This window comes from Cupriavidus pauculus, assembly GCF_022179805.1.
Lineage (GTDB): Bacteria > Pseudomonadota > Gammaproteobacteria > Burkholderiales > Burkholderiaceae > Cupriavidus > Cupriavidus pauculus_E.
Map to the genome: position 1 here is coordinate 513,144 of NZ_BPUO01000004.1, position 26,793 is coordinate 539,936.

Genomic DNA, 26,793 nt, shown 5'->3' on the forward strand with positions numbered 1-26,793 from the left:
CACCCGCCGCTGGCACTCTCGCGTGCACAGTGCTGATGCGAAAGCGACGTGGTGGCCTGCGACAGGTGGTCGCATGCTGCCACGCTGATTCGCTGCGATGGCTTCCATGCCGTGCGCAGGGTCATCGCGATATCGGTGCCCGAGAAGGAAGACGCGGCGCTTGCGTGCGAGGCCGCACGCGCAAGGTGGACGCATAGCGCAGTTGAATATGCGAAAACCAACGCAAATCATGCGTTTGCACGATGTCGGCCTTAGCGATGGGCGTGCACAGTGAAAGCAGATGTGTAGGACCGGGGCCGACAGTACATGTCAGATGTTTCCGGATTCAGACGAACGTTACACAACACGCTGTGCAGGATGAGCGCTTAAGGTGTAATGTGTGTCACAAGCATGGTCAATGGCCCGTCGCTGCAGGGTGATGAAGCGAGTGTCCGGTCAACGTGCGTGCATGTCATGAGCGTGCATCGCAGTGGCTGAACTGACAGGCAACAATGTGGTCAACTCCGGATTCACGTCTGCCGTTATTTGACTATGATGAAGTAAAGACTTCGCAACTTGGCAACTCCACCAAGCCGGGGTGGCGGAACGCAAAGTTGCCGCGAAGCCTTAGGGGAGTAGAACTACCTTCGCCTCGGACGTGGGACTCTGACGGGAGTGAGGTATGGACATTTTTGGCCACTACGCCACGCGCTTCGAAGCTCGCAAGGAAGAGGAATACAGCATCCAGGAGTATCTGGAGATCTGCAAGAAAGATCCTGCTGCCTACGCGACCGCCGCCGAACGCATGCTCGCCGCAATCGGACAGCCTGAACTGGTGGATACCCACCACGATCCGCGCCTGTCTCGACTGTTCTTCAACAAGGTTATCCGGGTGTACCCGGCGTTTCGCGACTTCTACGGGATGGAAGACACGATCGAGCAGATCGTCTCCTTCTTCAAGCACGCGGCGCAGGGCCTGGAGGAACGCAAACAGATCCTGTATCTGCTTGGGCCCCCCGGTGGCGGCAAGTCGTCGCTGGCCGAAAAGCTCAAGGCGCTGATGGAAGAGGTTCCCATCTACGCGCTCAAGGGCTCGCCCATCCATGAATCGCCGCTCGGGCTGTTCTCGCCCGAGGAAGACGGCAAGATCATGGAGGAAGACTATGGCATTCCGATCCGCTATCTGAATACCATTCCATCGCCATGGGCCGTCAAACGGCTGCACGAATTCAATGGCGACATCACCAAATTCCGCGTGGTGAAGCTGCGCCCGTCGGTGCTGGCGCAGATTGCCATCTCCAAGACGGAGCCGGGCGACGAAAACAATCAGGACATTTCGTCGCTGGTCGGCAAGGTGGATATCCGCAAGCTCGAGGACTTTCCGCAGGACGACCCCGATGCGTACTCGTATTCGGGCGGACTCTGCCTAGCCAATCGCGGCCTGCTCGAATTCGTGGAAATGTTCAAGGCGCCGATCAAGGTGCTGCACCCGCTGCTGACCGCGACGCAGGAAGGCAACTACAAGGGCACGGAAGGGTTTGGCGCGATTCCGTTCGACGGCGTCATCCTGGCGCACTCGAACGAGGCCGAATGGCAGACCTTTAAGGCGGACAAGAACAACGAGGCATTCCTTGACCGGATCTATATCGTCAAGGTGCCTTACTGCCTGCGCGTGTCGGACGAGGTCAAGATCTACGACAAGCTGCTGCGCAGCAGTTCGCTTTCGGCGGCACCCAATGCGCCGAACACGCTGAAGATGATGGCGCAGTTCGCGGTGCTCACGCGGATCAAGGACCCGGAAAACTCGAACGTCTTCTCGAAGATGCGCGTCTACGACGGCGAAAGCCTCAAGGACGTGGACCCGAAGGCCAAGTCGTACCAGGAGTATCGCGACTATGCCGGCATCGACGAGGGCATGAACGGCTTGTCCACGCGCTTCGCGTTCAAGGTGCTGTCGAAGGTGTTCAACTTCGACAATACCGAGGTGGCCGCCAATCCGGTGCACCTGCTCTATGTGCTCGAACAGCAGATCGAGCGCGAGCAGTTTCCGCCGGAGCAGGAAGCCAAGTTGATGTCGCACATCAAGGAGTACCTGACCACGCCGTATGTGGAGTTCATCGGCAAGGAAATCCAGACGGCCTATCTGGAGTCCTATTCGGAGTATGGCCAGAACATCTTCGACCGCTATGTGGTGTTTGCCGACCTGTGGATCCAGGACCAGGAGTACCGCGATCCGAACACCGGCGAAATACTCGACCGCAATGCACTGAACGACGAACTGGAGAAGGTGGAAAAGCCGGCGGGTATCTCGAACCCGAAGGATTTCCGCAACGAGATCGTCAACTTCGTGCTGCGGGCGCGTGCCAACAATGGCGGCAAGAACCCGGTCTGGACTAGCTACGAAAAGCTGCGAATGGTGATCGAAAAGCGCATGTTCTCCACGACGGAAGACCTGCTGCCGGTGATCTCGTTCAATGCCAAGTCGTCGCGCGAGGATCAGGAAAAACACGAAAACTTCATCAACCGCATGGTTGAGAAAGGCTATACACCCAAGCAGGTTCGACTGTTGGTGGAGTGGTATCTGCGCGTCAGGAAATCTTCGTAGCCAACATCCGACGCGGTCTTTATCCACGGCGCGCCTGGTTGGGCGTCTCTTTACAGACGGACGGCATATGGGTACGGTCATCGATCGGCGCGAGAACGGCGGCAACAAGAGCGCCGTCAACAAGCAACGCTTCATCAAACGCTACCGCGAGCAGATCCGGCAAGCGGTGGCCAAGGCGGTGTCCGGCCGGAAGATCATGGACATCGAACAGAGCGGGCAGGTGTCCATTCCGGTCAAGGATATCTCCGAGCCGATCTTTCATCACGGCCAGGGCGGCAAGCGGGAGTGGATTCACCCGGGGAACAAGAAATTCGTCAGGGGTGACAGCTTCGACCGCCAGCAGCAGGGCAGTGGTGGGACCGGATCGCGTGCCAGCGACAGCGGCGAGGGCGAGGACGATTTCGTCTTCACGCTGTCGCGCGAGGACTTTCTCAACTTCTTCTTCGAGGACATGGCGCTGCCAGACCTGGCCAAGCGCCACCTCGCCAAGATTGCCGAAGTGCGCAAGGTGCGCGCCGGCTTTTCCATCGATGGCACGCCTTCCAACCTGTCGATCCTGCGCACCATGCGCAGTTCGCTCGGGCGGCGCATCGCGCTGTCGAGTCCCTACCTGAAGCGGCTGCACGAGCTGGAGATCCAGTACAACGAAGTGCTGGAGGAAGAGGGGCCGTTCTCAGAGCAGGCCGAGGCGCTGATGGAGAAGATGCGCCATCTGCGGGCCCAGGTGGATCGCGTGCCGTTCATCGAAAAGCTCGACCTGCGCTACAACAACCGCGTGCTCAAGAAGCGGCCGCAGGCCCAGGCGGTGATGTTCTGCCTGATGGACGTGTCGGGGTCGATGGATGAAAGCCGCAAGGACCTGGCCAAGCGCTTCTTCATGCTGCTGTACCTGTTCCTGAAACGGAACTACGAGCGCATCGACGTGGTATTCATTCGCCATCACACCGTGGCCAAGGAAGTGGAAGAGGAAGACTTCTTCCATTCCCGGGAGTCCGGTGGTACCGTGGTTTCCAGCGCGCTGAAGCTGATGGTGGAAGTGATTCACGACCGCTATCCGCCCAGCCAGTGGAATATCTACTGCGCGCAGGCGTCGGACGGCGACAACTGGGCCGGCGATTCCGAGCTGTGCGGACGGTTGCTGCGCGAATCGATCCTGCCGCTCGTGCAGTATTACGCGTATGTGGAAGTGGCGTCCGAGGAACCGCAGAATCTCTGGGAAGAGTACCTCACGGTGAAGAGCCAGTTCGAGCACTTTGCGATGCAGCGCATCATCGGTGCCGACGAGATCTACCCCGTGCTGCACGACCTGTTCCAGAAGCGGGCGGCGTGAGCGCCACCGGAGTCGCCAGGTATTGATGGCAGGGCATTGGTAGCAAGGCCGGCGGGCGCACGGCGCGTGCCGGAGACGTCAACTGGGGAAGTCTATGGCCTATCTTTCGACGGGCTCGGAGTGGACCTTCGAGCTGATCCAGCGCTACGACCGTGAAATCGCCCGCATCGCCGGCGAATTCGGCCTGGACACCTATCCCAACCAGATAGAGATCATCACCGCCGAGCAGATGCTCGATGCCTATGCATCGGCGGGCCTGCCGGTGGGCTACAGCCATTGGTCGTACGGCAAGCATTTCCTGGCGTCGGAGCGTGGTTACCAGCGCGGCTACATGGGGCTGGCCTACGAGATCGTGATCAACTCCAATCCGTGCATCGCGTACCTGATGGAGGAGAACACGATGCCGATGCAGGCGCTGACCATCGCGCACGCCTGCTACGGGCACAACTCGTTCTTCAAGGGTAACTACCTGTTCCGCACCTGGACCAACGCCGACGCAATCATCGACTACCTGCTGTTCGCCAAGAACTACGTGGCGGAGTGCGAGCAACGCTACGGCGAGCAAGAAGTGGAGGCGCTGCTCGACTCCTGCCATGCGCTGCAGAACTACGGGGTAGACCGCTACAAGCGGCCCAAGAAGCTGTCGATCACCGAGGAGCAGGCGCGCCAGGCGGAACGCGAGAACTACCTGCAGATGCAGGTCAACGACCTGTGGCGCACGTTGCCGAAGCATCGGCCGCACGCGTTGCGCGAGGAAGAGGAAGCCGCCGACTACGAAGTCACGTTCCCGCCGGAGCCACAGGAGAACCTGCTCTACTTCATCGAGAAGAACGCGCCGAAGCTGCAGCCATGGCAGCGCGAGATCGTGCGGATCGTGCGCAAGATCGCGCAGTACTTCTATCCGCAACGCCAGACCAAGGTCATGAACGAGGGCTGGGCCACGTTCTGGCACTACACCATCATCAACAAGCTGTACGAGGAAAAGCTGGTCAACGATGCGTTCATGCTGGAACTGCTGCAGGCGCATACCAACGTCATCTACCAGCCGCCGTATCACAGCCCGTACTACAGCGGCCTGAATCCGTACACGGTGGGTTTCCTGATGTTCCAGGACCTGCGTCGCATGTGCGAGAACCCGACCGAGGAAGACCGACGCTGGGCGCCCGAGATTGCCGGCAGCGACTGGCGCGAGACGCTCGACTTCGCGATGCGCAACTTCAAGGACGAGAGTTTCCTGCTGCAGTTCCTGTCGCCTCGCGTGATCCGGGAGCTGAAACTGTTCTCGGTGCTGGACGACGACCGCGAGGGCAAGCTGCGCGTGACCGCCATCCACGACGACGAAGGCTATCGCGAGATCCGCCGCCTGCTGGCCACGCAGTACGACCTGTCGAACATGGAGCCCAATATCCAGGTGACCAACGTCGACATCGGCGGCGACCGCTCGCTGACGCTGCGGCACCTGCAGCAGGACCGCCGGCCGCTGGCGCAGAACTTCGACGAGGTGATCCGCCACGTGACCCGGCTATGGGGCTTCACGGTGCGGATGGAGGTGGTCTACGAGGACGGCCGGCGCGAACTGAAGTACGAGTGCAAGCCGGAGCGCCGGCACCACCAGCAAAAGAAAGCCGCCTAGAAGCCTAGGACGGCTTGCGTTCCTGACCGCGGGGCCTGGCCGACGAGCAGGCGCCCGCGCGCTCCAGGTCTACCCCGGGCAGCAGATGCAGCAGGCGCACCAGTTCCGACTGGCGGTGCGTGCCGGTCTTGCGCAGCGTATCGCGGATATGCACGCGCACCGTGTGCGGCGACAGGAATTCGCGCTCGGCAATCTCGTTGAGCGTTTCGCCGGCCGCCAGGCGGATGGCGATGATGCTTTCCTTGCGCGATAGCCCGAACAGCGACGTCAGCACGGCGGCGTCGAGCACCGAGCGCGACTCGGAATTGCCCAGCAGCATCATGGCCATCGGCAGTTGCCACGGGCCTTCGACGGGCTGGCGCGACACCAGCGGCATGACGATGATCGGCACTGGCTGTCCGCCCGAGGTGATGTGCATCCACGAACCCGCCGCCGCGCCGCCATGACGGCCGCCATGCACCGCGCTGTCGAGCAGTTTCATCAGCACCGATTGCAGCGAGGCCGGCTGCGCGCACAGCACGCCATTATCGAGTGCGAGGTTGGAGTCGGCCTGCACCAGCGCTTCCGCCCAGCTGTTGGCGTAGCGCACGCGCATGTCCGCCTGCAGCACCATGACCCCGAAATCGAGCGTGTCGAGCCCGGCCAGTCCCAGTGCGGCCAGGCCGCTGAGTTCGAAGTTGCGATGCTGCATGCGGGCCGCGCGGGCCCAATGGGGCATCACCTGCGCGACACGGCGGTTGCAATCCAGTGGTGCCGAGGCGTCGCAACCGGGCGTGGCACTCATCCAGACGCACACGTCGTGCGTGTCGAACAGCCGGATGCCATGCGCCAGGCCATTGCAGTTGAATGGTGTCGAGCCGCCCAGCCCGGCGTCGGACGACATGCCGACATCGGCGGTGGTGGCCAGCGCCGCGTGCGAAGGCAGGGCCCGCATGTTCTCGGGCATCGCGCTGGCACTGGTGTAACAACCGTGTGGCGTCACGCCCAGGCGCGCGCGGCCGGCGAGCTTGTCCCATATCAGGTAGCTCGGGCTCGCGGAACCGGTGTAGTCGGAGAACAGGTCGAGGGCGGCAGGCATGGCCGCCACGTCCATGGCGGATTCATAGATGCGATCGACCAGACGATAGAACACGTCGTCGGCAGACAAGAGTTCGCCCATTTCTTTTTTCCCCGGTGGCAAACGCCTTTTTCCTCACGACCGCTGCGTCGAGGCGCGGTCGTTCTTTTGTATGTAATCACAAAGCCGGCCGGCAATCCTGCGGGGGCGCTCGGGTGACGGCAATGTGTACGACGATGATCCTGCATAAAGCGGCTGCGGGAATATCCCGCCAAGGTAGGGGGCGATCGCCGGTTTGCGGCGCCGCGCCTGCCTTTGCGGCAGTCCGGCAGGCGGCACGAAGCCACCCCGAACAGCCGAAGTTCGCGAGATGGTAATGCCGTGACCCGCGTATTTCAAACGATTCAACGCGAACTTTGCCCGTCGCCATTGCGCAAATGCGACACCTCGCAACGGGCGCGGCCGGCGCTTCACTTTACAGTGGTAATGATTAACGCTTGGCCGCGGTCGGGGTGACTAATTCGGCGCCTGCGCCGGCGGCGGCCGTCACGCCAGCTTCGGCCTCGGCGTTGTTGCCCCCCTCGACCTGCACGGTGACATAGGGCGCCGCCATGCGGATGCCTTCGGCGTCGAAGTTACGTTTGAGGCGCACGTTGAACGCGCGCGAGATTTCCGATTGCATCAGCGGGCGCGTCTTGAACTGCGCCAGCACCACCTGGCCGTTGGGATCGAAGCGGTCGAGCCCCAGAATGTCGAGTCCCGAGAGCAGATTGCGTGCAAAGCGGTGGTCGCGGGCCACCTCGGCACCGGTCTCGCGGATGATCTCCAGCGCGCGGTCGAAATCGCTCTGGTACGCGATGGAGATATTGAATACCGCGAACGCGTAGTCGCGCGACAGGTTCTTGACCACCTTGATCTGGCTGTACGGCAGCGTGTGCAGCGCCCCCTTGCCGTCGCGCAGCCGCACCGTGCGGATCGTCATGGCTTCCACCACGCCGGCATGGTCAGGCAGTTCGATGGAGTCGCCGATGGCGATGGAGTCCTCGATCACGATGAACAGGCCGGTGATCAGATCCTGCACCAGGCTTTGCGCACCGAAGCCGATAGCCAGGCCCACCACGCCGGCGCCGGCCAGCAGCGGCGTGACATTGACCCCCAGGTTGGCCAGCACCGCGATCATCGCCACCACCAGCAGCGCCACGAACGACGCGTTGCGCACCAGCGGCAGGATGGTCTTGGCGCGCATGCTCGGCTGGGCGCCCCGGTTGTGCGTGGGCGACAACGACTGGGTGATCGCCGTGTCGATCAGTAGCCAGACCAGCCAGGCTAGCAGTACCACGCCGATGACACTGAGGACGGACTCGGTGATATGGCGCCCCAGCACGGTCGAATCGGCCATCTGGATCAACGACGTCCCCCAGATGCGTGCATTGAGTTCCAGGAACACGAGCCAGATCATCACGCGCACCAGCGCCACGCCGAAGCGGCCAAAGCGCTGCAGGTAGGCCGAGCGCCGGCGGTCGCGCAGGCGCGGGGCGCGCGTGGTGGCCTTGGGCGAGCGGCCTACCACGAGCGTAAGTAGTATGGCGCCGACGAACAGTGCCACGGTGACCACGGCGCGGCGCAGGAATTCGTCCGCGCGCCCGGTCGCCATGATCGTGCCGATCACGGACGCCGCCACCACCGCCAGCATCGGCAGGTACCAGGCCTGTCCGGCCATGCGCAGCAACTCCATCAGGGCCGGATGTTGCTGGCGGAACGCGAACGGGCGGAACGCGATCAGTTGCCCGATGGCGCGGCGGAACCGCACGGTAAACACGCCGATCAGCACGGCGGCCAGGATATTGGCAAAGGTGCTGATCAGCGCGGACAGGTTCACGCCCAGCGCCGCGATCACGCGGGCATCGGTATTGGCCTCGCCCAGCGCCGCCAGCGCGCCGGTGATGAACAGCAGCAGCGGCGAATGCCTGATCAGGTCGCGCACGGCGTGGCGCCGATGGCCGGACTGGAAGATCGCGAAAATGACCTGGCAGACCGCCGACATCAGCGCGCCCGCCACGATGGCATAGGCCACCAGCACGGCGCCCATGCTGGCCGGGGTGCGCCCGAAACCCTTGTAGGCCAGCAGCACGGTCAGCGCGAAGGCCACGATCCAGGGGCCGATCCGGTGCAGGAAGTAGAGGCCGACATCCACCCACGACGGCACCACGGGCAGCTCGGTCGCGCGCACGGTGCGCGGGCGCCTGCGATGCAGGCGGCGCAGGCATTCAAAGATCAGCCAGCCGCTCAGTGCCCAGCCGGCCAGCACGATGGCGAACTCGCGCCACGAATCCAGCGCGGCACGCGTCTGGCCGATGGTGGCCGCCTCCTGAAGTTCGTCGCCGGCAAAGCGGATGCGCCAGCGCCAGTATTGCCACGGGCCGCGATCCTTGTGAGGGGTGCTGTCGATTTCCTGCAACGCCTGTGTCACTGCCCCGATCAGGCCCGGTGACGGCGCGCTGGCGGGCGCTGCCGCTGGCGCCGAGGCGTCGAGCCCGCGACGCAAGGTCTGCAGTTGCGTGACCAGTGCCTGCCGCTCGCTGTCGTTCTGCAGCGTGCCGATAACCTGGTCGAGCGACTTGGCCAGCGCGTCGCTGGCGGCCGGCGCCGATGCGGCAGGCGTGTCATGCGCCTTGATGGCGTTGATTAGTGGTGAACCGGCGCCTTGGGCCGCGCCGCTGGACAGCAGCAGCGGCAGCATCAGCAGGACTGCCTGGAGCCAGGCCAGGGCAGATAGACGGGGGCGCAAGCGGTGCATGAAAGGGGCGCGAGGCGTAGTGGTCGCCGTCAGATAGCCAGCATGCGCGTCACTGTAGCGCATTGCGGCAAAGCGTCGTGTCCGGAGGGGGCTGGCGGGCGCCCAAGGGTGGCTCTTCCTGGATTCAAAAAGATTGAACAACTTATCCGCGAATGCATCACTTTCCGTTCCCTGGCGGGGGCTATAGTTCTGTTCATGGACGGCGCGCAACGCAAACAAAACAAGACAGGCAGCGAGCGAAGCAAACCGGAACCATTCATACAAACTGAACGAAGCTGCAAAATTTTACGGAGAGAAATCATGACCAAGACCACCGCCCTCAAGATTGCATCGACCCTGGTTCTGTCGCTGGCCGCGCTTGGCGCTGCCCAGGCAGAGACGGTATCGGCCGACAAGTATGGCTATACCTTCCGCACCACGGTTTCGGCCGACAAGTACGGCTATGAATTCCGCACGCATGACGTCTTCTCCGACGGCGCCCGCACTGGCAAGGCCGATACGTTCACCGACGGTGCCCGTACGGTTGCCGGTCTCGACAAGGTGGGCGTCTCGGCATCGCCGGCCCGCCAGGCTGACCCGTACCTGGACGGCACCCGCAATGCCGACCCCTACACCGACGGCGCGCGCTTCGTGGCCGGTCTGGACAAGGTTGGCGTGTCGGCCGCGCCGGGACGCTCCTTCGACCCGTACCTCGACGGTGCCCGCGCATGATCGATGTCACGCGAAACGAACAAGGCGTTACGTAACCCGTAACGCCTTTTTTGTTTGTGCAACGGTCTTGGCCCGGTGTCGGAACCGCCGCCACGCGCCCGTCTGAAGTGGGGTGATCGATCCCGAAACGTCCGCCTGGCGCGGCTTGCGGGCCCCCCGATTGAAACGCGGGTATGGAGAGGACGCATGCCTGCCGATATTGGCATGTCGTTTGCAGACTGTGGTTGGTGAACACGATTCGAAACGCAGCGCAGCACAGACTAGCCGACCCGGAGACCCATCATGTTCCAGACCCTTGCCGCCCACACCAACACCGCGATCGTGCCCGGAGCCGAAATTGTCGCCGCCATCGATGCCGCCATGCTGGATCGTCGCGACGACTATGCCGGGCAACCCATGGCCTGGAAGATGTTCTGCGAGGCATCCCACGTGGCCACGCTGCCCGATGTGCTGCGCGCCGCGTTCATCGACCGTGTGGCCAACGAGCGCGGCGCCGACGTGGCGCTGCGCCTGAAGTCCAAGGCCGAGTCGATCCGGGCCGAGGCAATTGCGCGCCTGATGTAGGCGCGCCCCACCTCTTTTTACGCCGGTCCGGTCAGGGCAGCACCGGATTCGCCACCGCCCGGGCGACGATCGCATCGGCGTCGCGTTGCAGCAGGAACCGCTGCGTCACGAGGTTGTTGGCGGCCGCCGTCACGGCGGCCACATAGCCGGCCTGGTCGGTATAGAGCGATTCCAGCGACGGGCGGCCATCGCCCGCGGCCACCCGGGCGGCTTCGGTCTTGTGGAACGGAATGTACGAGCCGGTCAGGTTCGACAAATCCACGATGCCCGGCGTTGCCACGTAGTTGAACTCCAGGCTGGTGCCAAGCGGCGCGCGCGCTTCCACGCTATGGATGCCCGCCCGAGGAATGCCCGTGGACGGATCGGTCTGCGGCACCAGGATCGCGTAGTCGCGGTTCAGGTACGCGGGCGGCAGCAACGTGGCGATGCCCGACTCGTCCTCGCGCCGGTACTGCGGGCCGAAGTCGAACAACGGATAGCCGTTGTAGCGCGCCAGGTACTGGAAGTCCGGCACCGGCGTGGACACGCCCGACACTGGCCAGCTCGCACCCTTCATCACCGGCAGCGTCAGGCTGGCGGGCCGCACCAGCGTGCCGTCGGCCAGCGCCGGCACTTGGCTGGCCGGCGGCGTGGTGCCGCGTACCACCCAATCCTCCAGATCGATGAACAGCGCGCGGAACGTGTCGTTGTGATGGATCACCGTGCCGGCCGGATAGACATTGCGCGTGGGTGCAAAGGCGATGCTGGCCGTGCCGCCCGCGCCGCCATGCTGGGTGCCCGTGTAGTAGTAGATGCGCACGTTATCGGGCTGCTTGAGGTCCGTGAAGCCATTGGCATCTGTCAGCACCGGCGACCCCTGCAGTTGCCAGAACTCGGTGCCGGACAGGCCGAGGAAGAACTTCGGGCACGTATTGCTGGCCGTGCAGCGGGCCATCACGCCGCCAGTCTTGCCGGAGATATCGTCGACATAGTTGCTGTCCAGCCCGCGCGGCGCGGTCTGCCCGAACGCCGTGTGGTCGGTGCGCAGGCCGCCACCGCCGCCCGGTACCGCGAATCGCGTGTTGATATTGGTCTGCCGGGCCGCCACGTGGGCGTAGATACCGTCGAACACCTTCGAGCCATCCAGCGCCTGGTTGAAGCCCAGATGCAGGAACGTCTTCATCGCATTGCCCGATTGCGACGTGCCCTGGCCAATCGCGTACTGGATGCGTCCCGCCAGCGGATTCGGCGTGCCGGCGCTGTCCACGGCCTTGTTGCGGAAGAAGCTGACCGTATCGCGCAGCGCGGCCAGGCCCACGCCCATGACCTTGGGATCCTTTGCGACATAGACGAGCTCATATAGGTAGGCCGGATCGAAGCCGCCACGCAGGCAGATGTTGGCCGGGTCGGCGGTGCCTGGGAACGGGGTGCCCGTATCGCACTTGGCAAACTTCCAGTCGCTGGCCGGGATGGCCACGCGGGGGTCGGTCTCGTTGGCGCGCCGGGTCAGCGAATAGCCGGGTTTGGTGTTGTCGAGGCTGGCCGGCGCGTACGGCAGCATCGTGCCGTTGAACACGCCGCCGGGCAGCGACATCATCGGCGTGGCCGTCGTGGGTACCAGCTCCGAGCGATAGGTGCCGGTGATCGACGTACCATCGGCGTTCTTCGCCACGGGCACCGTCACGGTCAGGCGGGCCGCGCTGGACTTCGGCACGTCTCCCTGCCAGGCGCCGTACAGCAGCACATAGCCGCGTTCCAGGTACACGGCGTCGCTGGGAGTGGCGGTGGGATTGGGCATCGTCAGGATGTTGCCGCGGTTCGGCGCGTCGTAGCGCAGCACGCCGCTGGCCTTGCTCATGTCCTTGGGCTTGAGCATGACGAAGTCAGCCGAGTACTCGACCATGCCGTTGGCATTGACCGGTGCAAGCGCCAGGTCCTGGATGATAGCGTTCTTGGCATCCTTGGGATCGACCTCGCCGCTGATCGTGCCGGTGACCTGCTCGTACTGGCCCACGCTGCCGTAGGTGCCCGCGAACGCCTGCGTGCCTGTGATTTTCATCGTCAGGGCCGGAGTGCGCGCGGGTGTGCCCGCCGTGCTGCCGCCACTGCCGTTGCCGGTGCTCGCATTGTTGTTGTCATCACTGCCGCCGCAGCCCGCGGTCAGCGCGATCGTTGCCGCAAGGGCGAGCGCCGCCGCGTGCCGCCCATGTGCACGTGCATCCATCAGTGTCTCCTCGTCTTTTGTTTTCGATTGGCTATCCCGTCCATGCGTGGCGGGATGCGCCTCGAATATAGGCGTCGACGATTGTGCTGATAAATTGATTGTTTGGATGGATTAATCAATCCCGCAGAAAGGTGAACTTCACACAGCCGGCGCGCGTTCGCGACATTCGGGCTACCATGGCCGCTTCATCGAAGACGAAGCCCAAGGAGCCGCCCCATGCCCACGCTCGACACACTGCTGCCATTCATGGGGATTGCCATCCTGCTGAGCCTGGCGCCGGGGCCGGACAATATCTTCGTGCTACTGCAATCGGCGATGTACGGCACGCGCGCCGGGCTGACGGTGGTGCTGGGCCTGTGCACGGGGCTGCTGGTGCATACGGCGGTGGTGGCGGTGGGGCTGGCCGCGCTGCTGGCGGCGTCGGCGGTGGCATTCACCGCATTGAAGATCGCGGGCGCGGTCTACCTGGTCTACCTGGCCTGGCAGGCGTTTCGCGCGCCGGTGGGCGAAATCGGCGGCGACGATGCCGCGGCCAAGCCCGTGAAGAACATGTACCTGCGCGGCGTGGTGATGAACCTGACCAATCCCAAGGTGGTGATCTTCTTCCTGGCGTTCCTGCCGCAGTTCGTGGTGGCCAAGCAGGGCCACGTGGCCCTGCAGATCATGGTGCTGGGGTTTGCCTTCATCGTGGCCACGCTGCTGGTGTTCGGATCCGTCGCGTGGTTTTCGGGCCTGTTCGGCCGCGTGCTGATGCGCTCGGCACGCGTGCAGCGTGCCGTGAACTGGTTCGCGGGAACGGTCTTCCTGGCGCTGGCCGGCAAGCTGGCGCTGTCGCAGCGCTAGCCGCGCCGCTTCAGGCGTAGGTGATGGCGCCGCGCCGCTCGGCGTGGTCCAGGTGCGGCACGTTGTTGAAGCTGAGCAGCCGCTGCGTGGCGCGTCCGACGATCAGTTCGCAGAACGCGGTGTTACGGAACTGCAGGTTCAGCTCGATAGCGGTCTGCGTGGGTGCACCCAGCAGATCGGCAACCGCGCGTCCGATGGCGCCGCCGGAGCTGACCACCAGTAGCGCATCCTCGCGTGCGGCGCCTTCGGTGGCCGTCGCCAGCGCGGACTGCATGCGCGCGCCGAACTCACCCCAGCTTTCAGGCATGCCGGTCAACTGGTCCTGCGTCCACGCTGCGAACGCCGCGCGGAACGTACGCCAGTAGTCCTGGTAGTCGCCGTTCTGATGCGCGCGATGATCGGCGCCATTGGTGAAGCTGCGATACAGCGATTCGCCGTCGTATTCGTTCAGTCCCGCATGGGTGTCCACCGGCGTGCCAGTGACGCCCATGCCGGCAAGGATCTCGGTGGCCGTGTCCTGCTGGCGCACCAGGGACCCCGCCACCACGCGCTTGAACGTGAGACTGCGATCCTTGAAATACTCGCCAAGCCAGCGCGCCTGCTGGCGTCCGACGTCCGACAGGCAGTCGTAATTGGCGGCGCCAAATGAGGCTTGTCCGTGACGGACGAGGAAGAGCGTGGCCATGATCGAAGGGGGCGGCAAATGGATATGGCGCGATTCTAGCGGGGGCAACTCCGGCGGGCCCAGCAAGCCCCGCCGGAATTCATGACGGCCATGGTTTCGCTGCATGCCGCGCATCGGGCGCGCGGCATGGATGTCAGTCCAGCGTCACGCCGGTGTCGGCGGTCAGCCTCAGCACCACGGGCAGGTAGGCCTTGTAGGCACGCTCGGCTTCGGCCGGCGTATTGCCGAGGGGCTCTGCGCCCATCTCGTCGATCTTTGCCTGCATGTCTGGCGTCTTGACCAGCGACGATACCTCGCGACCCAGTCGTTCCACGATGGCGTCCGGCGTCTTGGCCGGCGCAAGCAGCGTGGTCGGGCCGACGATCTTGTAAGCGGCATCGGCATAGCCCGCTTCGGCGAAGGTCGGCACATCTGGCAGCGCCTTGGCGCGGGTAGTACCTGCCACGGCCAGAGGACGCAACTTGCCGGTGGCAATGTGCTGGCGCAGCGTGGTGACCGATCCGATCGTGACATTGACCTGCCCGGCCAGCAGGTCGGTGACCATCGGGCCTTCGCCCCGATACGGCACGTGCAGGATGTCCACGCCGTAGCTCTTGTCCATATAGGCCTGGATCGTGTGCGGCTGCGTGCCCGGTCCCCACGAACCCATGCGCAGCTTGCCGGGTTCTTTCTTCGCGTAGGCAATCAGCTCGTTGACGGTCTTCACCGGCACGGCGCTGTTGACGGCCAGCACGGTGCGCGCCAACGCCACGTCGGAAATCGGCTTCAGGTCGGTTCGCGGGTCGTACGGCAGCTTCTTGTAGAGCGCGATGTTGGCCGTGATCGGCCCCGGAATGGTCATCAGTAGCGTGTAGCCGTCCGGTGCAGACTTGGCGACAAAGTCGGTGCCGATGATGCCGCCGGCGCCGCTCTTGTTTTCCACGACCACCGGTTGTCCCAGCCGCTTCGACAGCCCGTCGGCCACCTGGCGCGCCAGCGTATCGGTCAGCCCGCCAGCCGGATAAGGCACCACCAGACGGATCGGCTTGTTCGGATAGTCGCCCTGCGCGATGGCGGCCAACGGCAGCAGCGACAGCGCCGCGCAGACGGCTTGCCGCGCCCACCGCCGGCGCGCCGGTGTGGTTTGCTTCATGGTGTGTCTCCTCTTTTTGTGCCCGGTCTGTCGACAGACGTACCGCTATGGTTGCGGCTGGGGCGGGCGGTTGGATAACGAAGCGAGGGGGAAAAACCGGTCAGGCGTCGATGCCCAGGTAGCTGTTGACCATGCGCGCTATCTCCACGGGAAGCCGCTCGTCGTCGAGTTGCAGCGGCCCGGGGTTGTTGAGCACGGCGTTGACCAGCATGCCGAACACCATCTGCATGGCAAAGCACACGCGCAGTTCGGCGTCAGCCGGCGGCCCCGGCAGGCGCGGCACCAGCAGGATCACCAGCCGGTCGAGCAGTTCCTGCCCGTTCTTCTGGTGCGGCAGCCACTGCTCGGGATTGGTGGTGGCGTGCTTCAGCGACGCCCGGATGATGCCGCGATTGTTGCGGCAGCCGTTGACCATGAAGCGCATGGTCTTTTCGATGATCTGGCGCGCCGGCGCCTCCTGCCAGCGATGCTCGGCCATGTAGCGCACGACCGACGCGTCCGACTCTTCCATCACCGACGCACGCAGCGCGTCGAAGAACGCCATCTTGTCGCGGAAGCGCCCGTAGAACGCGCCCACCGACACCTGGCAGGCGGCGGCGATCTGCGCCACGGACACCGCAGCGAAATCGCGCTCGGCCAGCAGCTCGCGTCCCGCCGACAGCAGCGCCTGCTCGGTCTCGCGGGCCCGGCGCTGGCGGGGCGGCTGCAGGATCGACGACGTGTCGACGCTGGGGAAAGCCGACTTGGTGACGTTGTCGGCATTGGTGGCGGATGAGGCTTGCATGGCGGTATTCGTATTCGAATTCGGATTCGGTTTTGAACATTACGTTTGGGCTATACGCACCGTCAAGTCAGGGTTTACGATCTGAATTTCCAATATTTGGAAATTCGTTCCGCTTTTTGACACAACGCGAAACGGACGCCCACACTGCAAGACAGGAGATGACATGCCCATGAACACCCCGGTCGAACAATTCATTGCCGAGCGCCGCCGCGAAGATCCTTCGTTCGGCGGACTGCTGGCCAAGGGGTTTGCGCTGCTGCGCTGCTTCATCGACGATCCGCGCCCGCTGGGCAATGGCGAACTTTCGCAGCGCCTGCAGTTGCCGCGCGCCACGGTGTCGCGCATCTGCCGGACGCTGTTCGAGCTGGGCTACCTGGACTGGGACCCCAAGCTCGACAAGTACTTCGTGGGCGCACAGGTGCTGGCGCTGGGCTATCCGTACCTGGCGGGCCTGCAGGTGCGCCACCTGGCCCGCCCGCTGATGCAGACGCTGGCCAACCAGGTGGAGGGCGCCGTGTCGATGGGAGTGGCCCACCGGCTCGACGTGACCTACCTGGAGTCCTGCACGCACATGGAGGGCACGTCGGCACGGCCGGCGGTGGGCGCGGTGCGGCCGGTGATGACCACGGCGATGGGGCGGGCGTTCCTGTGCACGCTGTCGAAGGTCGAGTTCGAGAAGCTGATGATGCTGGCGCGCACCGAGCGGCCGCAGGAATTCGGGGTTTGCTACGAGACCGTGTGCCACAACGTGGCGCACTACCCCAAGCGCGGATTCACGCTGAACGAAGGCGACGCGGGCGAGGACATCCACGGCGTGGGCGTCTATTCGCGCATCACCTACCTGAACCGGCCGCTGCTGTTCAACTGCGCGCTGCCGGGCCTGCGCGTGCGGCGCGGCATGATGGAAAAGCGCATCGCACCGCTGCTGCGCGAGATGGTGCGATCGATCGAGAACATGGCTGGCGTGGGACGCTAGCCGCCGGTACGCGGGCCCGGATTGCCCCGCAACGACTGAACGCCGTGGCACGTACCGCGGTGTCATCAACGGAGACACCATGCTGGACCTGCAGCCTTTGTTGTGCCCGCGTTCGATCGCGGTGATCGGTGCATCGACGCAACCCGACAAGGTCGGTGGCGTGCCGATTCGCCTGCTTGGCGAACTCGGCTACGAGGGCCGCGTGTATCCGGTCAACCCCGGCGCCGATACCGTGCAGGGGCTGCGTGCGTACCCGTCGGTGGCGGCGATTGGCGAGCCCGTGGACCTGGCCATCGTCGCCGTGCCCGCGCCGGCCGCGCCCGACGTCATGGCACAGCTGGGCCAGGCCGGCACGCGGGCGGCGGTGGTGTTCACTTCCGGCTTTGCCGAAGTCAGCGGCGGCGATGCCTTGCAGCACGCGCTGGCCACGCAGGCACGTACGCATGGCGTGCAACTGCTGGGCCCCAATTGCCTGGGCGCGATGAACCTGCGCGAGCGCATGTTCGCCACGTTTTCCCCCATTCCGCTCAGTGGCGTACCGCCGGTGGGCGAGGTGGGCCTGGTCAGCCAGAGCGGTGCATTCGGGGCCTATGCGTTTGCGCTGGCGCGCGAAGCCGGCCTGGGGCTGAGCCACTGGGTCACCACCGGCAACGAGGCCGGACTGCAGGTGGCCGATGTCATTGAGTGGATGGCCAACGATCCGCAGACGCGCGTGATCCTTGCCTATATAGAAGGGGCGCGCGACGGCATGCGCCTGCGCCGCGCGCTGGCGGCCGCGCGTGCCGCTGGCAAGCCTGTGGTCATCGCGAAGGTGGGTACGACGGCGGCCGGCGCCAGTGCCGCGCAATCGCATACGGCCAGCCTGGCCGGTGAAGACGCCGTCTATCAGGCCGTGTTCGACGAATACGGCGTGTACCGCGCGCACACGCTGGAGGCGTTCTTCCGGCTTGGATACACGCTGGCGCGCGGGCGCCGGCCGAATCTCTGGCAGACGCCATCGGGCATGCCGGCCGATGCGGTGTCGCCGGTGGCCATCGTCACGGTATCGGGTGGCGTGGGCATCATGATGGCCGACAGCGCCGAGACGCTGCGACTGCCGCTGCCGCCGATGCCCGATGCCGCAGCCCACACACTGCGCACGGCCATTCCGTTTGCCAGCACCGCCAATCCAATCGACGTGACCGGCCAGGTGGTGGCCCAGCCGCAGGTCTTTGTCGACGCGCTGGCCAACGTGGCGCGCTGCGGGCAGTACGGCGCGGTGGCCGCGTTCCTGGCTGGGGGTGCCAATGCACCGCGCTTCTGGCCGGTGCTGCAGGAAACCGTGACGTCGTTGCACGCCGACGCCAGCGCCGCACCGCTGCTGATCTCGGGCGTGATGGACGACGACAAGCGCGCGTGGCTGGAAGCACGTGGATGCCTGGTCTTCCGCGAGCCGGCACACACGATGGAAGCCGTGGCCGCGCTGTCCAAGGCCGCCGCCATGGAAGCGACGACCAGCGCCGACGACGGCGCGCAGAACCTGTCCGCGCTGTCCGTGGCCATCCCCGAAGGTGCGGTGGAGAACGGCGCGCTGTCGGAAGCCGAGGCCATGGCACTGCTGGCTGAAGCCGGCGTGCCTGTGGTGCCGCACGGCCTGGCCCGCGACGCCGACGAGGCCGTACGCATCGCCGAATCGATCGGCTATCCGGTGGCGGTCAAGATCTGCTCGCGGCAGATCCTGCACAAGAGCGATATCGGTGGCGTGGTGCTCAGTCTGCAGAACGCCGATGCCGTGCGCGCGGCGTTCGAACGGGTCATGCTGGCCGGTGTGCAGGCGCGCGATGCCAACGGCAATGCCATGCAGGTCGACGGCGCCATCGTCGCGCGCATGGCGCGTGGGTGGGGCGAAATCATGGTGGGCGTGCGGCGCGATCCGGTATTCGGGCTCGTGGCGCTGGCCGGTATCGGCGGCACGGCCGTGGAGATTTTCCGGCAGATGGCCTTCGGCCTGGCGCCGCTGTCGCGCCAGCGTGCGCGCGCCATGCTGGAGCAGAGCCGCGCGGCCGCGCTCTGCATCGGGCATCGTGGCCATCCCGCCATCGATCTCGACGCCGTGGCCGACGTGCTGGTCAATGTATCGCGCGCCGCAGCCGCGCTTGGCGACCGGCTCGACACCCTGGAGATCAATCCGTTCATCGTCGGCCCGGACGGACTGACGGCGGCGGACGCCGTGATCACGCTGCGCTGAGCAGTATCCATAACGAAAAATCGGAGACAGACGATGCGATCAGCGTTTCGCAGGACGCGGCGCGCCATGATGATGTGGTCGATCACGGGCGCGGCCGCTGCACTGATGCCCGCCATGGTCATGGCGGCAGATGCCTACCCCACCAAGCCGATCCGGCTGGTGGTACCGTTTCCGCCCGGCGGCGGTACCGATGTGGTCGGCCGCATGGTGGCGGCGCGGCTGTCGACGGTGCTCAAGGGCACGGTGGTGGTGGAGAACGTGGCGGGCGCCACGGGCACCATCGGCTCCACGCAGGTAGCACGTGCTGCGCCGGACGGCTACACGATCCTGCTCGGCATTTCGGCCACCCATGCCATCGCACCCGCGATGTTCCCCAAGCTGGCCTACGACCCGCTGCGCGACTTCGTCCCCATCAGCCGCGTGGCCTACGGCGGCAACGTGCTGGTGGCCAACCCAGGGTTTCCAGCCCGTGACGTGCGTGCGCTGGTTGCCATGGCCAAGCAGCCCAACGCCGATCTGGCGTACGGATCCTGGGGGCCGGGGTCCGGCGGGCACCTGGCGGGCGAGAGCCTGAACGTATCCGCTGGCATCCACCTGCGGCATGTGCCGTACAAGGGCGTGGCCCCGATGCTCAATGACGTGATGGGCGGCACCGTGCCGATCGCGATGTCGGACCTGGCGGGCACCCTGCCGCTGATTCGCGCCGGCAAGGTGCGGGCGCTGGCCGTGTCGGGGTCCGAACGCTCGGCCGCGCTGCCCGATGTGCCGACGCTGGCCGAGTCGGGCATCGCGTTCAGCGTGGATAGCTGGTACGCACTGTTTGCGCCCGCCAAGACGCCGCCGGCCATCGTCGAGCGGCTGGAGGCCGCCATGCAGGAAGCGATGCAGGACAGCGCACTGCAGGCCCAGATCGCCGCGATGGGCATGCGCTACACGCCGGTGTCGCGCGCGCAGTTCACCTCCCAGATGCGCGACGACGTGCGCGCGTGGGCCGCACTCGTCAAATCGAGCGGCGCCACGCTGGAATGAGCCGGACATCCCTGATACCTGATAACCCGCTACCCATCGAGATATCGACATGAACCATCCCGCGTTTCCCGCCATCGCCTCGCTCGTCCACGCCAGCCCACAGGAAGCGCTGGTGGCGGCCGCGGCGCTGCCGCTGGTGATCTACGGCTATCCGCTGATCGAGACACTGCGCACGTGCCGCCTGCAGACATCGGTGGATTCGCCAACGCGTTACGGCCGCGCGCCGATGAACATGCTGTCGGCCAGCGATCGCCAGTGGACGCACGAAGACCGCGACATCGTGACGCCGGCCAATGACCTGCTCTACTTCTGCGGCTGGCTCAACCTGGCGGACGGCCCGGCCACGATTCGCGTGCCGGCGCTGCCTGATGCCAAGCGCTTCTATGTGATCGAACTGCTGGACGCACACACCAACAATTTCGCCAACCTCGGCTCGCGCAATGTGCCGCTCGAAGGCGCGAACGTGGAAATCGTCGGCCCCGGGCAGCGTGGCAACGGGGTGCATGTGGTGGAGTCGCCCACGTCGCTGGTCTGGGTACTGGGCCGCGTGCTGGTGACCGGCGCGCAGGACCTGCCGCATGCCCATGCTTTCGAGCAAGGTTTCCAGGTCGTGCAGAGCGCCGGTCCGGCCCGGCCTGCCAGCGTGGCGCAGTGGCGCGACACGGGGGACGCCGCCGTGGACTTCTTCCAGAACCTGTTCGCCGCCATGCGCGACTTCCCGCCCAGCGAAGCGGAGCAGGGCATTTTCACGCTGCTGCGCAAGGTGGGCCTGCGGCTGGAGGACGACGTGGAGATCGCCACGCTGCGCCCGTCCATCGTCAATGGCCTGCGCAGCGCGTATGCGCAGGGCATGGCGCTGATCGAAGCCCACACCCGCAGCCAGGGACAAAAGGCATGGGGCTACAGCCTGCGGCTGGGCACCTATGGCGACGACTGGCTGCTGCGCGCCTGCACCGCGATGAAGGGGCTCGGGGCGCTGCGCGCGGACGAGGCCATCTATGCGATGTCCGATTTCGATGCCGACGGTGAACCGCTGCATGGCCAGCATCGCTACGAATTGCGCTTTGCGCCCGGCATGCTGCCGCCGGCCGAGGCGTTCTGGTCGGTATCGCTATATGGAGAGGACCGCTTCTTCACGGCCAACGAGATTGGGCGCTACGCGATTGGCGACCGCTCGCCGGGGCTTCGTACCGAGGCGGACGGCACGCTGGTGATTCCCATCAGCCATGCCCGCCCGGCTGAAGACGCCAACTGGCTGCCGGCGCCCGATAGCCCGTTCTACCTGATCCTGCGCCTGTATCACCCGAGCGCGGGCTTCATGGCCGGGGAATACAAGATACCGGCGGTGCGCCGGATCGGCTGACGCCGGCACAACCATACGCATATATATGAGAACGGGAGACAACAGGACATGCCACAAACCACTAACCTGCAGCAACTGGCGCGCGACGCCGTGATCTACACGCTGCCGCTCTACGAGATGGCGCGCATGCGCGCGGCAACCTGCCCGCGCCGCGACCGCGCCGGCAAGTTCGCCGGCGACGGCCCCGATTCCACGCTGCGATGGGTCAACCACCTGATCCACACACGGGAGCTGCTGGGTCCGCAGCATCGCCAGGTCGTGACGCCGAACAACGACACGCTCTATACCAGCGCCTGGATCGACGTGTCGCGCGAGCCGGTGGTGCTGGAGGTGCCCGATTTCGCCGGCCGCTACTACGTACTGGGGCTGCTCGATTTCTATACCAATCCGTTCGGCTACGTGGGTAGCCGCACCACGGGCACCGGCGCGGGCCGCTTCCTGCTGCATGGCCCTGACTGGCATGGCGAGGTGCCGGCCGGCATGCACCCCGTGCCGTGCCCGACCAACGCGGTGTGGATCATCGGCCGGCTGCTGATCGATGGCGATGCCGACCTGGGCGTCGTGCACGCGCTGCAGGACGCCATTGCGTTGAAGCGGTTGGACGGTGCACCCGCCGCGTTCGCGTTCGATGTGGGCATGCAGGCGCGCGAGCACCTGGGCGGCCCGCAGCGCTTTGCGGAAGTGGTCAACCGCATGTTGGGCGAGAGTCCACCGCCGCGTGCGGAGGCGGATCTGGTCGCGCGGTTTGCAGAGGTGGGAATCGGCGCCGGCATATCGCCGACACCGGCGCAGGTCGACGCCATCGGGCAGGCGCTGACCGCTGTGCTGGCGGATCTGGCCGAGCCGCAGGCGTCGGACATGGGCGGCGGCTGGGTGATGTCGGTGGACGTGCGCGAATCGTACGGCGCCAACTACCTGCAGCGTGCGCTGGTGGCGCGCAACTATATTGGTGCGCTGGGCGTACAGGAAGCGATGTATGTGATTGCCGACTGCGATGCCGACGGGTCGCCGCTCGACGGCAAACAGGACTACCGGCTTCACTTCGCGGCGGACAACCTTCCGCAGGTCGGCGCATTCTGGTCGGTGACCATGTACGACAAGGCCGACTGCATGCTGGTGCCGAACGAACTCGCGCGCTATTCGCTGGGCGATCGGTCACCCACGCTCGAACGTGGGGCCGACGGCAGCCTGACGCTGCATATGTCGGCGCAGCCGCCCCGTGACCGCTCCCGGCATGGCAACTGGCTGCCGGCGCCGGCCGGCCCGTTCTACGTTGCGCTGCGTCTCTACGTTCCGCAGCCGGCGCATCTGGATCGTACGTATCGCTATCCCGCCATCGAGCGGGTCAGGGAGGCATCATGACCCCTTCGCAAACGACACGCCGCCGCCTGCTGGGCGCGATGGCACTGGCCGGCGTGGTGCCGCACGCCTGGGGCGCTGCCTGGCCGACTAAGCCGGTACGGCTGGTTTCGCCATACGGACCCGGCGGGTCCAACGACACCTCGGCGCGCGTGCTGGCCGAGGCGCTGAGCCGCAAGTACGGGCAGCAGGTGGTGGTGGAGAACAAGCCCGGTGCCGGCACGCGCGTGGCCAGCGAAACGGTGGCCCATGCCAGGGCCGATGGCTACACGCTGCTGTGGGCGGCGGCGCCGTTTGCCATCAATACCGCAGCCGGGCTGTCGCAGCGCTTCGATATCCACAAGGACTTTGTCGCCGTGGGGCCGCGCGTGCTGGGGCCGGTGTTTCTGATCGTCAACGCCAGTTCGCCGGTCAAGAACCTGGCCGACTTCGTGAAGATGGCGAAGCAGAAGCCCGAAGGCGTCACGTTCGCATCGCCGGGCATCGGCTCCGGCCCCCACCTGACGGCGGAACTGTTTGCCGCGCAGTCCGGCTTCAAGGCGCTCAACGTGCATTTCCGGGGCGACGCCACCGCCTATACCGAGCTGCTGGCCGGGCGCGTGGACGCGACACTGACGGCCATCACCACCGCACTGCCGTTTATCCAGGCGGGCAAGCTGCGCGTGATTGCAGTGGCCGCCGATGCGCGAACGCCCGTGTATCCCGATGCGCCGACCTTTGCCGAACAGGGTGTGCCGGGCGTGGTCGGCTATGGCTGGTTTGGCATCGTGGCGCCCGCCGGTACGCCTGCGGCCATCGTGCAGCAGGTCAATCGCGATGCCAGCCAGGCGCTGGGCGATCCGCAGATCCGGGAGAAGCTGCTGGCGCTGGGCCTGCAGCCCATGCCCGGCAGTAGCGCAGACTTTGCCAGCTTCATCGACGCCGAGGTGAAGAAGTGGGGCGCGTTGATCAAGGCGCGCGGCATCGTGCTGGAGTAGGGCGCGGTTGCCGGCTGGCTCAGCCAGTTGCCTTGCGAGCCAGCCCGGCGCATTGTCCGATCAGGCTTTGGACGCAGCATGCGCTGCCGCTCCATTCGCCACGGCTGACGTTGCCGTCCGGGCCCGCCACCAGCTTGCGCTGGCACTGCGCAACCCGGGCTGGCTGTTCCAGGCCGGCATCGCGTGGTCCGCTGCCGGGCGCTCGGGCCACGGGTATCTCGTCGGTCCAGACATAGGCCGTGCCGCCGGGCACGGCCTGTACCGACTGTGGCGGCCCCCATTGCGCCTTGGCGCTTTCTACCGGCGCGCCCTTCCATGAATCGAAGATGCGCTGCATGGTGCTGGCCTCGATATTGGCGCATGCGGCCGTCAGTGCGATGGCACAGGTGGCCAGCAGGGTGGCGCGATAAGTGGCAGGTCGGGGCGACGCAGGCATGGCGGCTCCAGTTCGCGGGTGCAAATTGCGGATGCAATCCCTCCTGTCGGAGACTAGCGGAGGTGCGAGACAGGTGGCAACGCGTGTATGCGCGCTACCGCACTAACCACCGGCCATCAGCCGAACAGCGAGGGCTGGGCTTCCGTTGCCGTGGATGACCGCCGGGCTTCGGCGCGCGGCTTCGGCGAAGATTCCGGCTGGACTGGTGCGGCAACTGGCGCCGTCAGCACGAACGGGCGTGCCGACGCCAGCGGCACCGCCGTTGCCGTCAGGCTGGCCAGGTGCGGCGACAGGATCAGGTAGGTGTCCATGTCGAAATGAGCGGGCGACGCGGTCAATCCTTCGGCATCGGCCAGCGTCGGGGCGGCGCCCAGGTAGCACCAGTCCTCGATGACATGCCAGGGCTGGCCAGCGTGCTCTGCCTCGCGCCAGGCCACCGGGCCGGTGAACGGCCAGGGCGTCAGTGCCAGGGTGCCGATGGCCGCCAGCGTGCGCACGCGGTGGTCGGCACGGGTTTCGACGCCCGTGCAGGCGCCCGCGCAGCGATGAATCTGGCGCGCGAAACACGGGTTGCCACGCTGGGCCGTCGGCTCCAGCATCAGCGTGACCTGGCACAGCTGATGGTCTTCCGCCAGCGCGCGCAACCTGGCGCGTGCCGTGGCGCGGCTCGGGAATACGCCAAAGAGCGCGGCGTGGCGGCTGAAATCGACGTGCCGATCCGAACGCAGGCGCGGTGCCGGCAATCCATCGACCATCTCCCACGCAAACAACTCGCCGCCGTGGCGCAACTGCTGGTTGTGCAGCGGCCGCAGTGTCTTGACGAGATGGGCTTCCAGAAGCAGTGCGCCGATTTCTCCGCCGGTTTCGCGCCAGTCCACCCGGCGCACCGCGCGGGAGATCCGCATTTCCTTCGGATTCGTATAGTCGCCGGAGAAGTGGGCGCGGATGCGTTGGCGCAGATGGATGCTCTTGCCTATATAGAGCAGCGCGTCATCGTCGCCATAGAACAGGTAGACGCCGGGACGGTCGGGCACGTCGTCGAGCGCGGTCTCGCTTAAGCCCGCAGGCAGGCTGGCATGCTTGACCAGCGCCTTGACGGCCGACTCGACCAGATCCACGGAATAGAGCTCGTGGATCCTCTGCCAGAACTGCCAGAGTAGTTCCGCATCGGCCAGGGCACGGTGCCGGCCTTTCGGTACCAGGTTGAAGCGAGCGATCAGGGCGTCCAGGCCGTGGCGCTCCACGGACGGGAACAGCGAGCGGGATAGCCGGAGCGTGCACAGCACATCGGCGCGAAACGTCACGCCGGCCCGCCGGAACTCGTTCTTAAGGAAGCCGTAGTCGAAGCGGGCATTGTGGGCGACGAAGAGCCGGCCCTGCAGTCGCTCGGCCAGCAGCTCGGCGATGGACGCAAAGGTGGGCTGGCCGCGCACCATATCGTCGGTGATGCCGGTCATGCCCTGGATAAATGGAGGGATGCTCGCCTGCGGGTCGACCAGTGTGTCCCATTCGTGGATGCCGTCGGGGCCCACCTCGACCACGCCGATTTCGGTGATCCGGTCGCGCTGGGCGTCCGGTCCCGTGGTTTCCAGATCCACGAACGCAATAGGGCGGGCCAGCGCGGCAGCCAGCGCCAGTGCGTCGAGCGCGCCAGCCTCGCGGCTGGGCAGGCGTTCGGCTAGATAGGTAAGCGGTTCCGGCATCGTCGTCATTCGGCGATTCTAAGGGATCGGAAAATTCTTTTGCGAAACCCCTTGCGCGGGTTGCCTGAGTCCACTAATATTTGCCCCCTCGCAACACGAAGCGCACTGCAAACGCAGCAGCGACAAGGGTTGAGGGGTTAGCGGTGGTTGGTGGTGCAGAAGGTTTGCGGCGCTGACCGGCAGAAAAAAGTTTCTGCAAACTGTTGACGAAACGCTGAATGCTCTGCATAATCTCGTTTCTCCGCTGCAACGAAATGACGGCAACGTCAGCGGCGCAGCGACAGCGAACGGCAAAGCCGGTCGCTGAAGTTCTTTAACAAACAAACAACCGATAAGTGTGGGCGCTTGATGGCGAACGCCGCTGAGGACTTCGGGTCTTCAGTGTTGCTTCAAAAGTATC

20 protein-coding genes are annotated in these 26,793 nt (G+C 65.4%); 12 read left to right on the forward strand and 8 right to left on the reverse strand.

Features of this window, described 5'->3' with window-relative positions:
* Nucleotides 1-661: 661 nt before the first annotated feature.
* The 3 genes from MFF62_RS11025 (at nucleotide 662) to MFF62_RS11035 (ending at nucleotide 5,547) form a co-directional block, all read left to right on the forward strand.
* Nucleotides 662-2,584, forward strand: a complete 1,923-nt coding sequence (locus tag MFF62_RS11025; protein ID WP_238263017.1) for a PrkA family serine protein kinase — start codon at nucleotides 662-664, stop codon at nucleotides 2,582-2,584.
* A gap of 67 nt (nucleotides 2,585-2,651) precedes the next feature.
* Nucleotides 2,652-3,914 carry a YeaH/YhbH family protein gene (locus tag MFF62_RS11030; protein WP_238263019.1) on the forward strand — a complete coding sequence of 421 codons (1,263 nt, stop codon included), beginning with the start codon at nucleotides 2,652-2,654 and terminating at the stop codon, nucleotides 3,912-3,914.
* Nucleotides 3,915-4,008: 94 nt separating this feature from the next.
* Nucleotides 4,009-5,547 (forward strand): SpoVR family protein, encoded by a 1,539-nt coding sequence (locus tag MFF62_RS11035; RefSeq protein ID WP_238263021.1) that lies wholly within the window; start codon nucleotides 4,009-4,011, stop codon nucleotides 5,545-5,547.
* Between the two features lie 4 nt (nucleotides 5,548-5,551).
* On the opposite strand, the gene MFF62_RS11040 is transcribed toward MFF62_RS11035, so the two are convergent.
* Together MFF62_RS11040 and MFF62_RS11045 are read right to left on the reverse strand one after the other, a co-directional pair.
* Complete coding sequence (locus tag MFF62_RS11040) at nucleotides 5,552-6,706, reverse strand: helix-turn-helix transcriptional regulator (protein WP_238263022.1); 1,155 nt, start codon at nucleotides 6,704-6,706, stop codon at nucleotides 5,552-5,554.
* 388 nt (nucleotides 6,707-7,094) lie between these two features.
* Nucleotides 7,095-9,401: a mechanosensitive ion channel domain-containing protein gene (locus MFF62_RS11045; RefSeq protein ID WP_238263024.1), complete on the reverse strand. Its 2,307-nt coding sequence runs from the start codon at nucleotides 9,399-9,401 to the stop codon at nucleotides 7,095-7,097.
* Nucleotides 9,402-9,701: 300 nt separating this feature from the next.
* On the opposite strand from MFF62_RS11045, the gene MFF62_RS11050 reads away from it, so the two are divergent.
* Both MFF62_RS11050 and MFF62_RS11055 read left to right on the forward strand, forming a co-directional pair.
* Nucleotides 9,702-10,112 (forward strand): hypothetical protein, encoded by a 411-nt coding sequence (locus MFF62_RS11050; RefSeq protein ID WP_238263026.1) that lies wholly within the window; start codon nucleotides 9,702-9,704, stop codon nucleotides 10,110-10,112.
* A gap of 282 nt (nucleotides 10,113-10,394) precedes the next feature.
* Nucleotides 10,395-10,676 carry a DUF7696 family protein gene (locus MFF62_RS11055; RefSeq protein WP_238263028.1) on the forward strand — a complete coding sequence of 94 codons (282 nt, stop codon included), beginning with the start codon at nucleotides 10,395-10,397 and terminating at the stop codon, nucleotides 10,674-10,676.
* Between the two features lie 31 nt (nucleotides 10,677-10,707).
* Here the strand turns inward: MFF62_RS11055 and MFF62_RS11060 are convergent, their stop codons facing one another.
* On the reverse strand, nucleotides 10,708-12,879 hold the full coding sequence (locus MFF62_RS11060) for an alpha/beta hydrolase domain-containing protein (protein ID WP_238263030.1): 2,172 nt from the start codon (nucleotides 12,877-12,879) through the stop codon (nucleotides 10,708-10,710).
* A gap of 216 nt (nucleotides 12,880-13,095) precedes the next feature.
* Here MFF62_RS11060 and MFF62_RS11065 point away from each other — a divergent pair, with 216 nt between their 5' ends.
* Nucleotides 13,096-13,722 carry a LysE family translocator gene (locus tag MFF62_RS11065; RefSeq protein ID WP_238263031.1) on the forward strand — a complete coding sequence of 209 codons (627 nt, stop codon included), beginning with the start codon at nucleotides 13,096-13,098 and terminating at the stop codon, nucleotides 13,720-13,722.
* 10 nt (nucleotides 13,723-13,732) lie between these two features.
* Here the strand turns inward: MFF62_RS11065 and MFF62_RS11070 are convergent, their stop codons facing one another.
* The 3 genes from MFF62_RS11070 to MFF62_RS11080 form a co-directional block, all read right to left on the reverse strand.
* Nucleotides 13,733-14,407 carry a histidine phosphatase family protein gene (locus MFF62_RS11070; RefSeq protein WP_238263034.1) on the reverse strand — a complete coding sequence of 225 codons (675 nt, stop codon included), beginning with the start codon at nucleotides 14,405-14,407 and terminating at the stop codon, nucleotides 13,733-13,735.
* Nucleotides 14,408-14,540: 133 nt separating this feature from the next.
* A complete protein-coding gene (locus tag MFF62_RS11075; protein WP_238263036.1) occupies nucleotides 14,541-15,539 on the reverse strand; it encodes a Bug family tripartite tricarboxylate transporter substrate binding protein in 999 nt (332 codons plus the stop codon).
* 100 nt (nucleotides 15,540-15,639) lie between these two features.
* Nucleotides 15,640-16,323: a TetR/AcrR family transcriptional regulator gene (locus MFF62_RS11080; protein WP_238263038.1), complete on the reverse strand. Its 684-nt coding sequence runs from the start codon at nucleotides 16,321-16,323 to the stop codon at nucleotides 15,640-15,642.
* Nucleotides 16,324-16,492: 169 nt separating this feature from the next.
* Between MFF62_RS11080 and MFF62_RS11085 the strand changes: the two genes are divergently transcribed.
* The 6 genes from MFF62_RS11085 (at nucleotide 16,493) to MFF62_RS11110 (ending at nucleotide 24,254) form a co-directional block, all read left to right on the forward strand.
* Nucleotides 16,493-17,299: an IclR family transcriptional regulator gene (locus MFF62_RS11085; protein ID WP_238263119.1), complete on the forward strand. Its 807-nt coding sequence runs from the start codon at nucleotides 16,493-16,495 to the stop codon at nucleotides 17,297-17,299.
* Between the two features lie 79 nt (nucleotides 17,300-17,378).
* Nucleotides 17,379-19,526 (forward strand): acetate--CoA ligase family protein, encoded by a 2,148-nt coding sequence (locus MFF62_RS11090; protein ID WP_238263040.1) that lies wholly within the window; start codon nucleotides 17,379-17,381, stop codon nucleotides 19,524-19,526.
* A 33-nt stretch (nucleotides 19,527-19,559) separates the two neighbouring features.
* Nucleotides 19,560-20,555 carry a Bug family tripartite tricarboxylate transporter substrate binding protein gene (locus tag MFF62_RS11095; protein WP_238263042.1) on the forward strand — a complete coding sequence of 332 codons (996 nt, stop codon included), beginning with the start codon at nucleotides 19,560-19,562 and terminating at the stop codon, nucleotides 20,553-20,555.
* Nucleotides 20,556-20,604: 49 nt separating this feature from the next.
* Nucleotides 20,605-21,918 (forward strand): DUF1254 domain-containing protein, encoded by a 1,314-nt coding sequence (locus MFF62_RS11100; protein ID WP_238263043.1) that lies wholly within the window; start codon nucleotides 20,605-20,607, stop codon nucleotides 21,916-21,918.
* 48 nt (nucleotides 21,919-21,966) lie between these two features.
* Nucleotides 21,967-23,280, forward strand: coding sequence for a DUF1254 domain-containing protein (locus MFF62_RS11105; protein ID WP_238263046.1), 1,314 nt, complete (start codon nucleotides 21,967-21,969; stop codon nucleotides 23,278-23,280).
* A complete protein-coding gene (locus tag MFF62_RS11110) occupies nucleotides 23,277-24,254 on the forward strand; it encodes a Bug family tripartite tricarboxylate transporter substrate binding protein (protein ID WP_238263048.1) in 978 nt (325 codons plus the stop codon). The genes MFF62_RS11105 and MFF62_RS11110 overlap by 4 nt, the downstream gene beginning before the upstream one ends.
* Before the next feature lie 19 nt (nucleotides 24,255-24,273).
* On the opposite strand, the gene MFF62_RS11115 is transcribed toward MFF62_RS11110, so the two are convergent.
* Together MFF62_RS11115 and MFF62_RS11120 are read right to left on the reverse strand one after the other, a co-directional pair.
* On the reverse strand, nucleotides 24,274-24,690 hold the full coding sequence (locus MFF62_RS11115) for a hypothetical protein (RefSeq protein ID WP_238263050.1): 417 nt from the start codon (nucleotides 24,688-24,690) through the stop codon (nucleotides 24,274-24,276).
* Between the two features lie 116 nt (nucleotides 24,691-24,806).
* Nucleotides 24,807-26,393: a 3'-5' exonuclease family protein gene (locus MFF62_RS11120; protein ID WP_238263121.1), complete on the reverse strand. Its 1,587-nt coding sequence runs from the start codon at nucleotides 26,391-26,393 to the stop codon at nucleotides 24,807-24,809.
* Nucleotides 26,394-26,793: the final 400 nt, after the last annotated feature.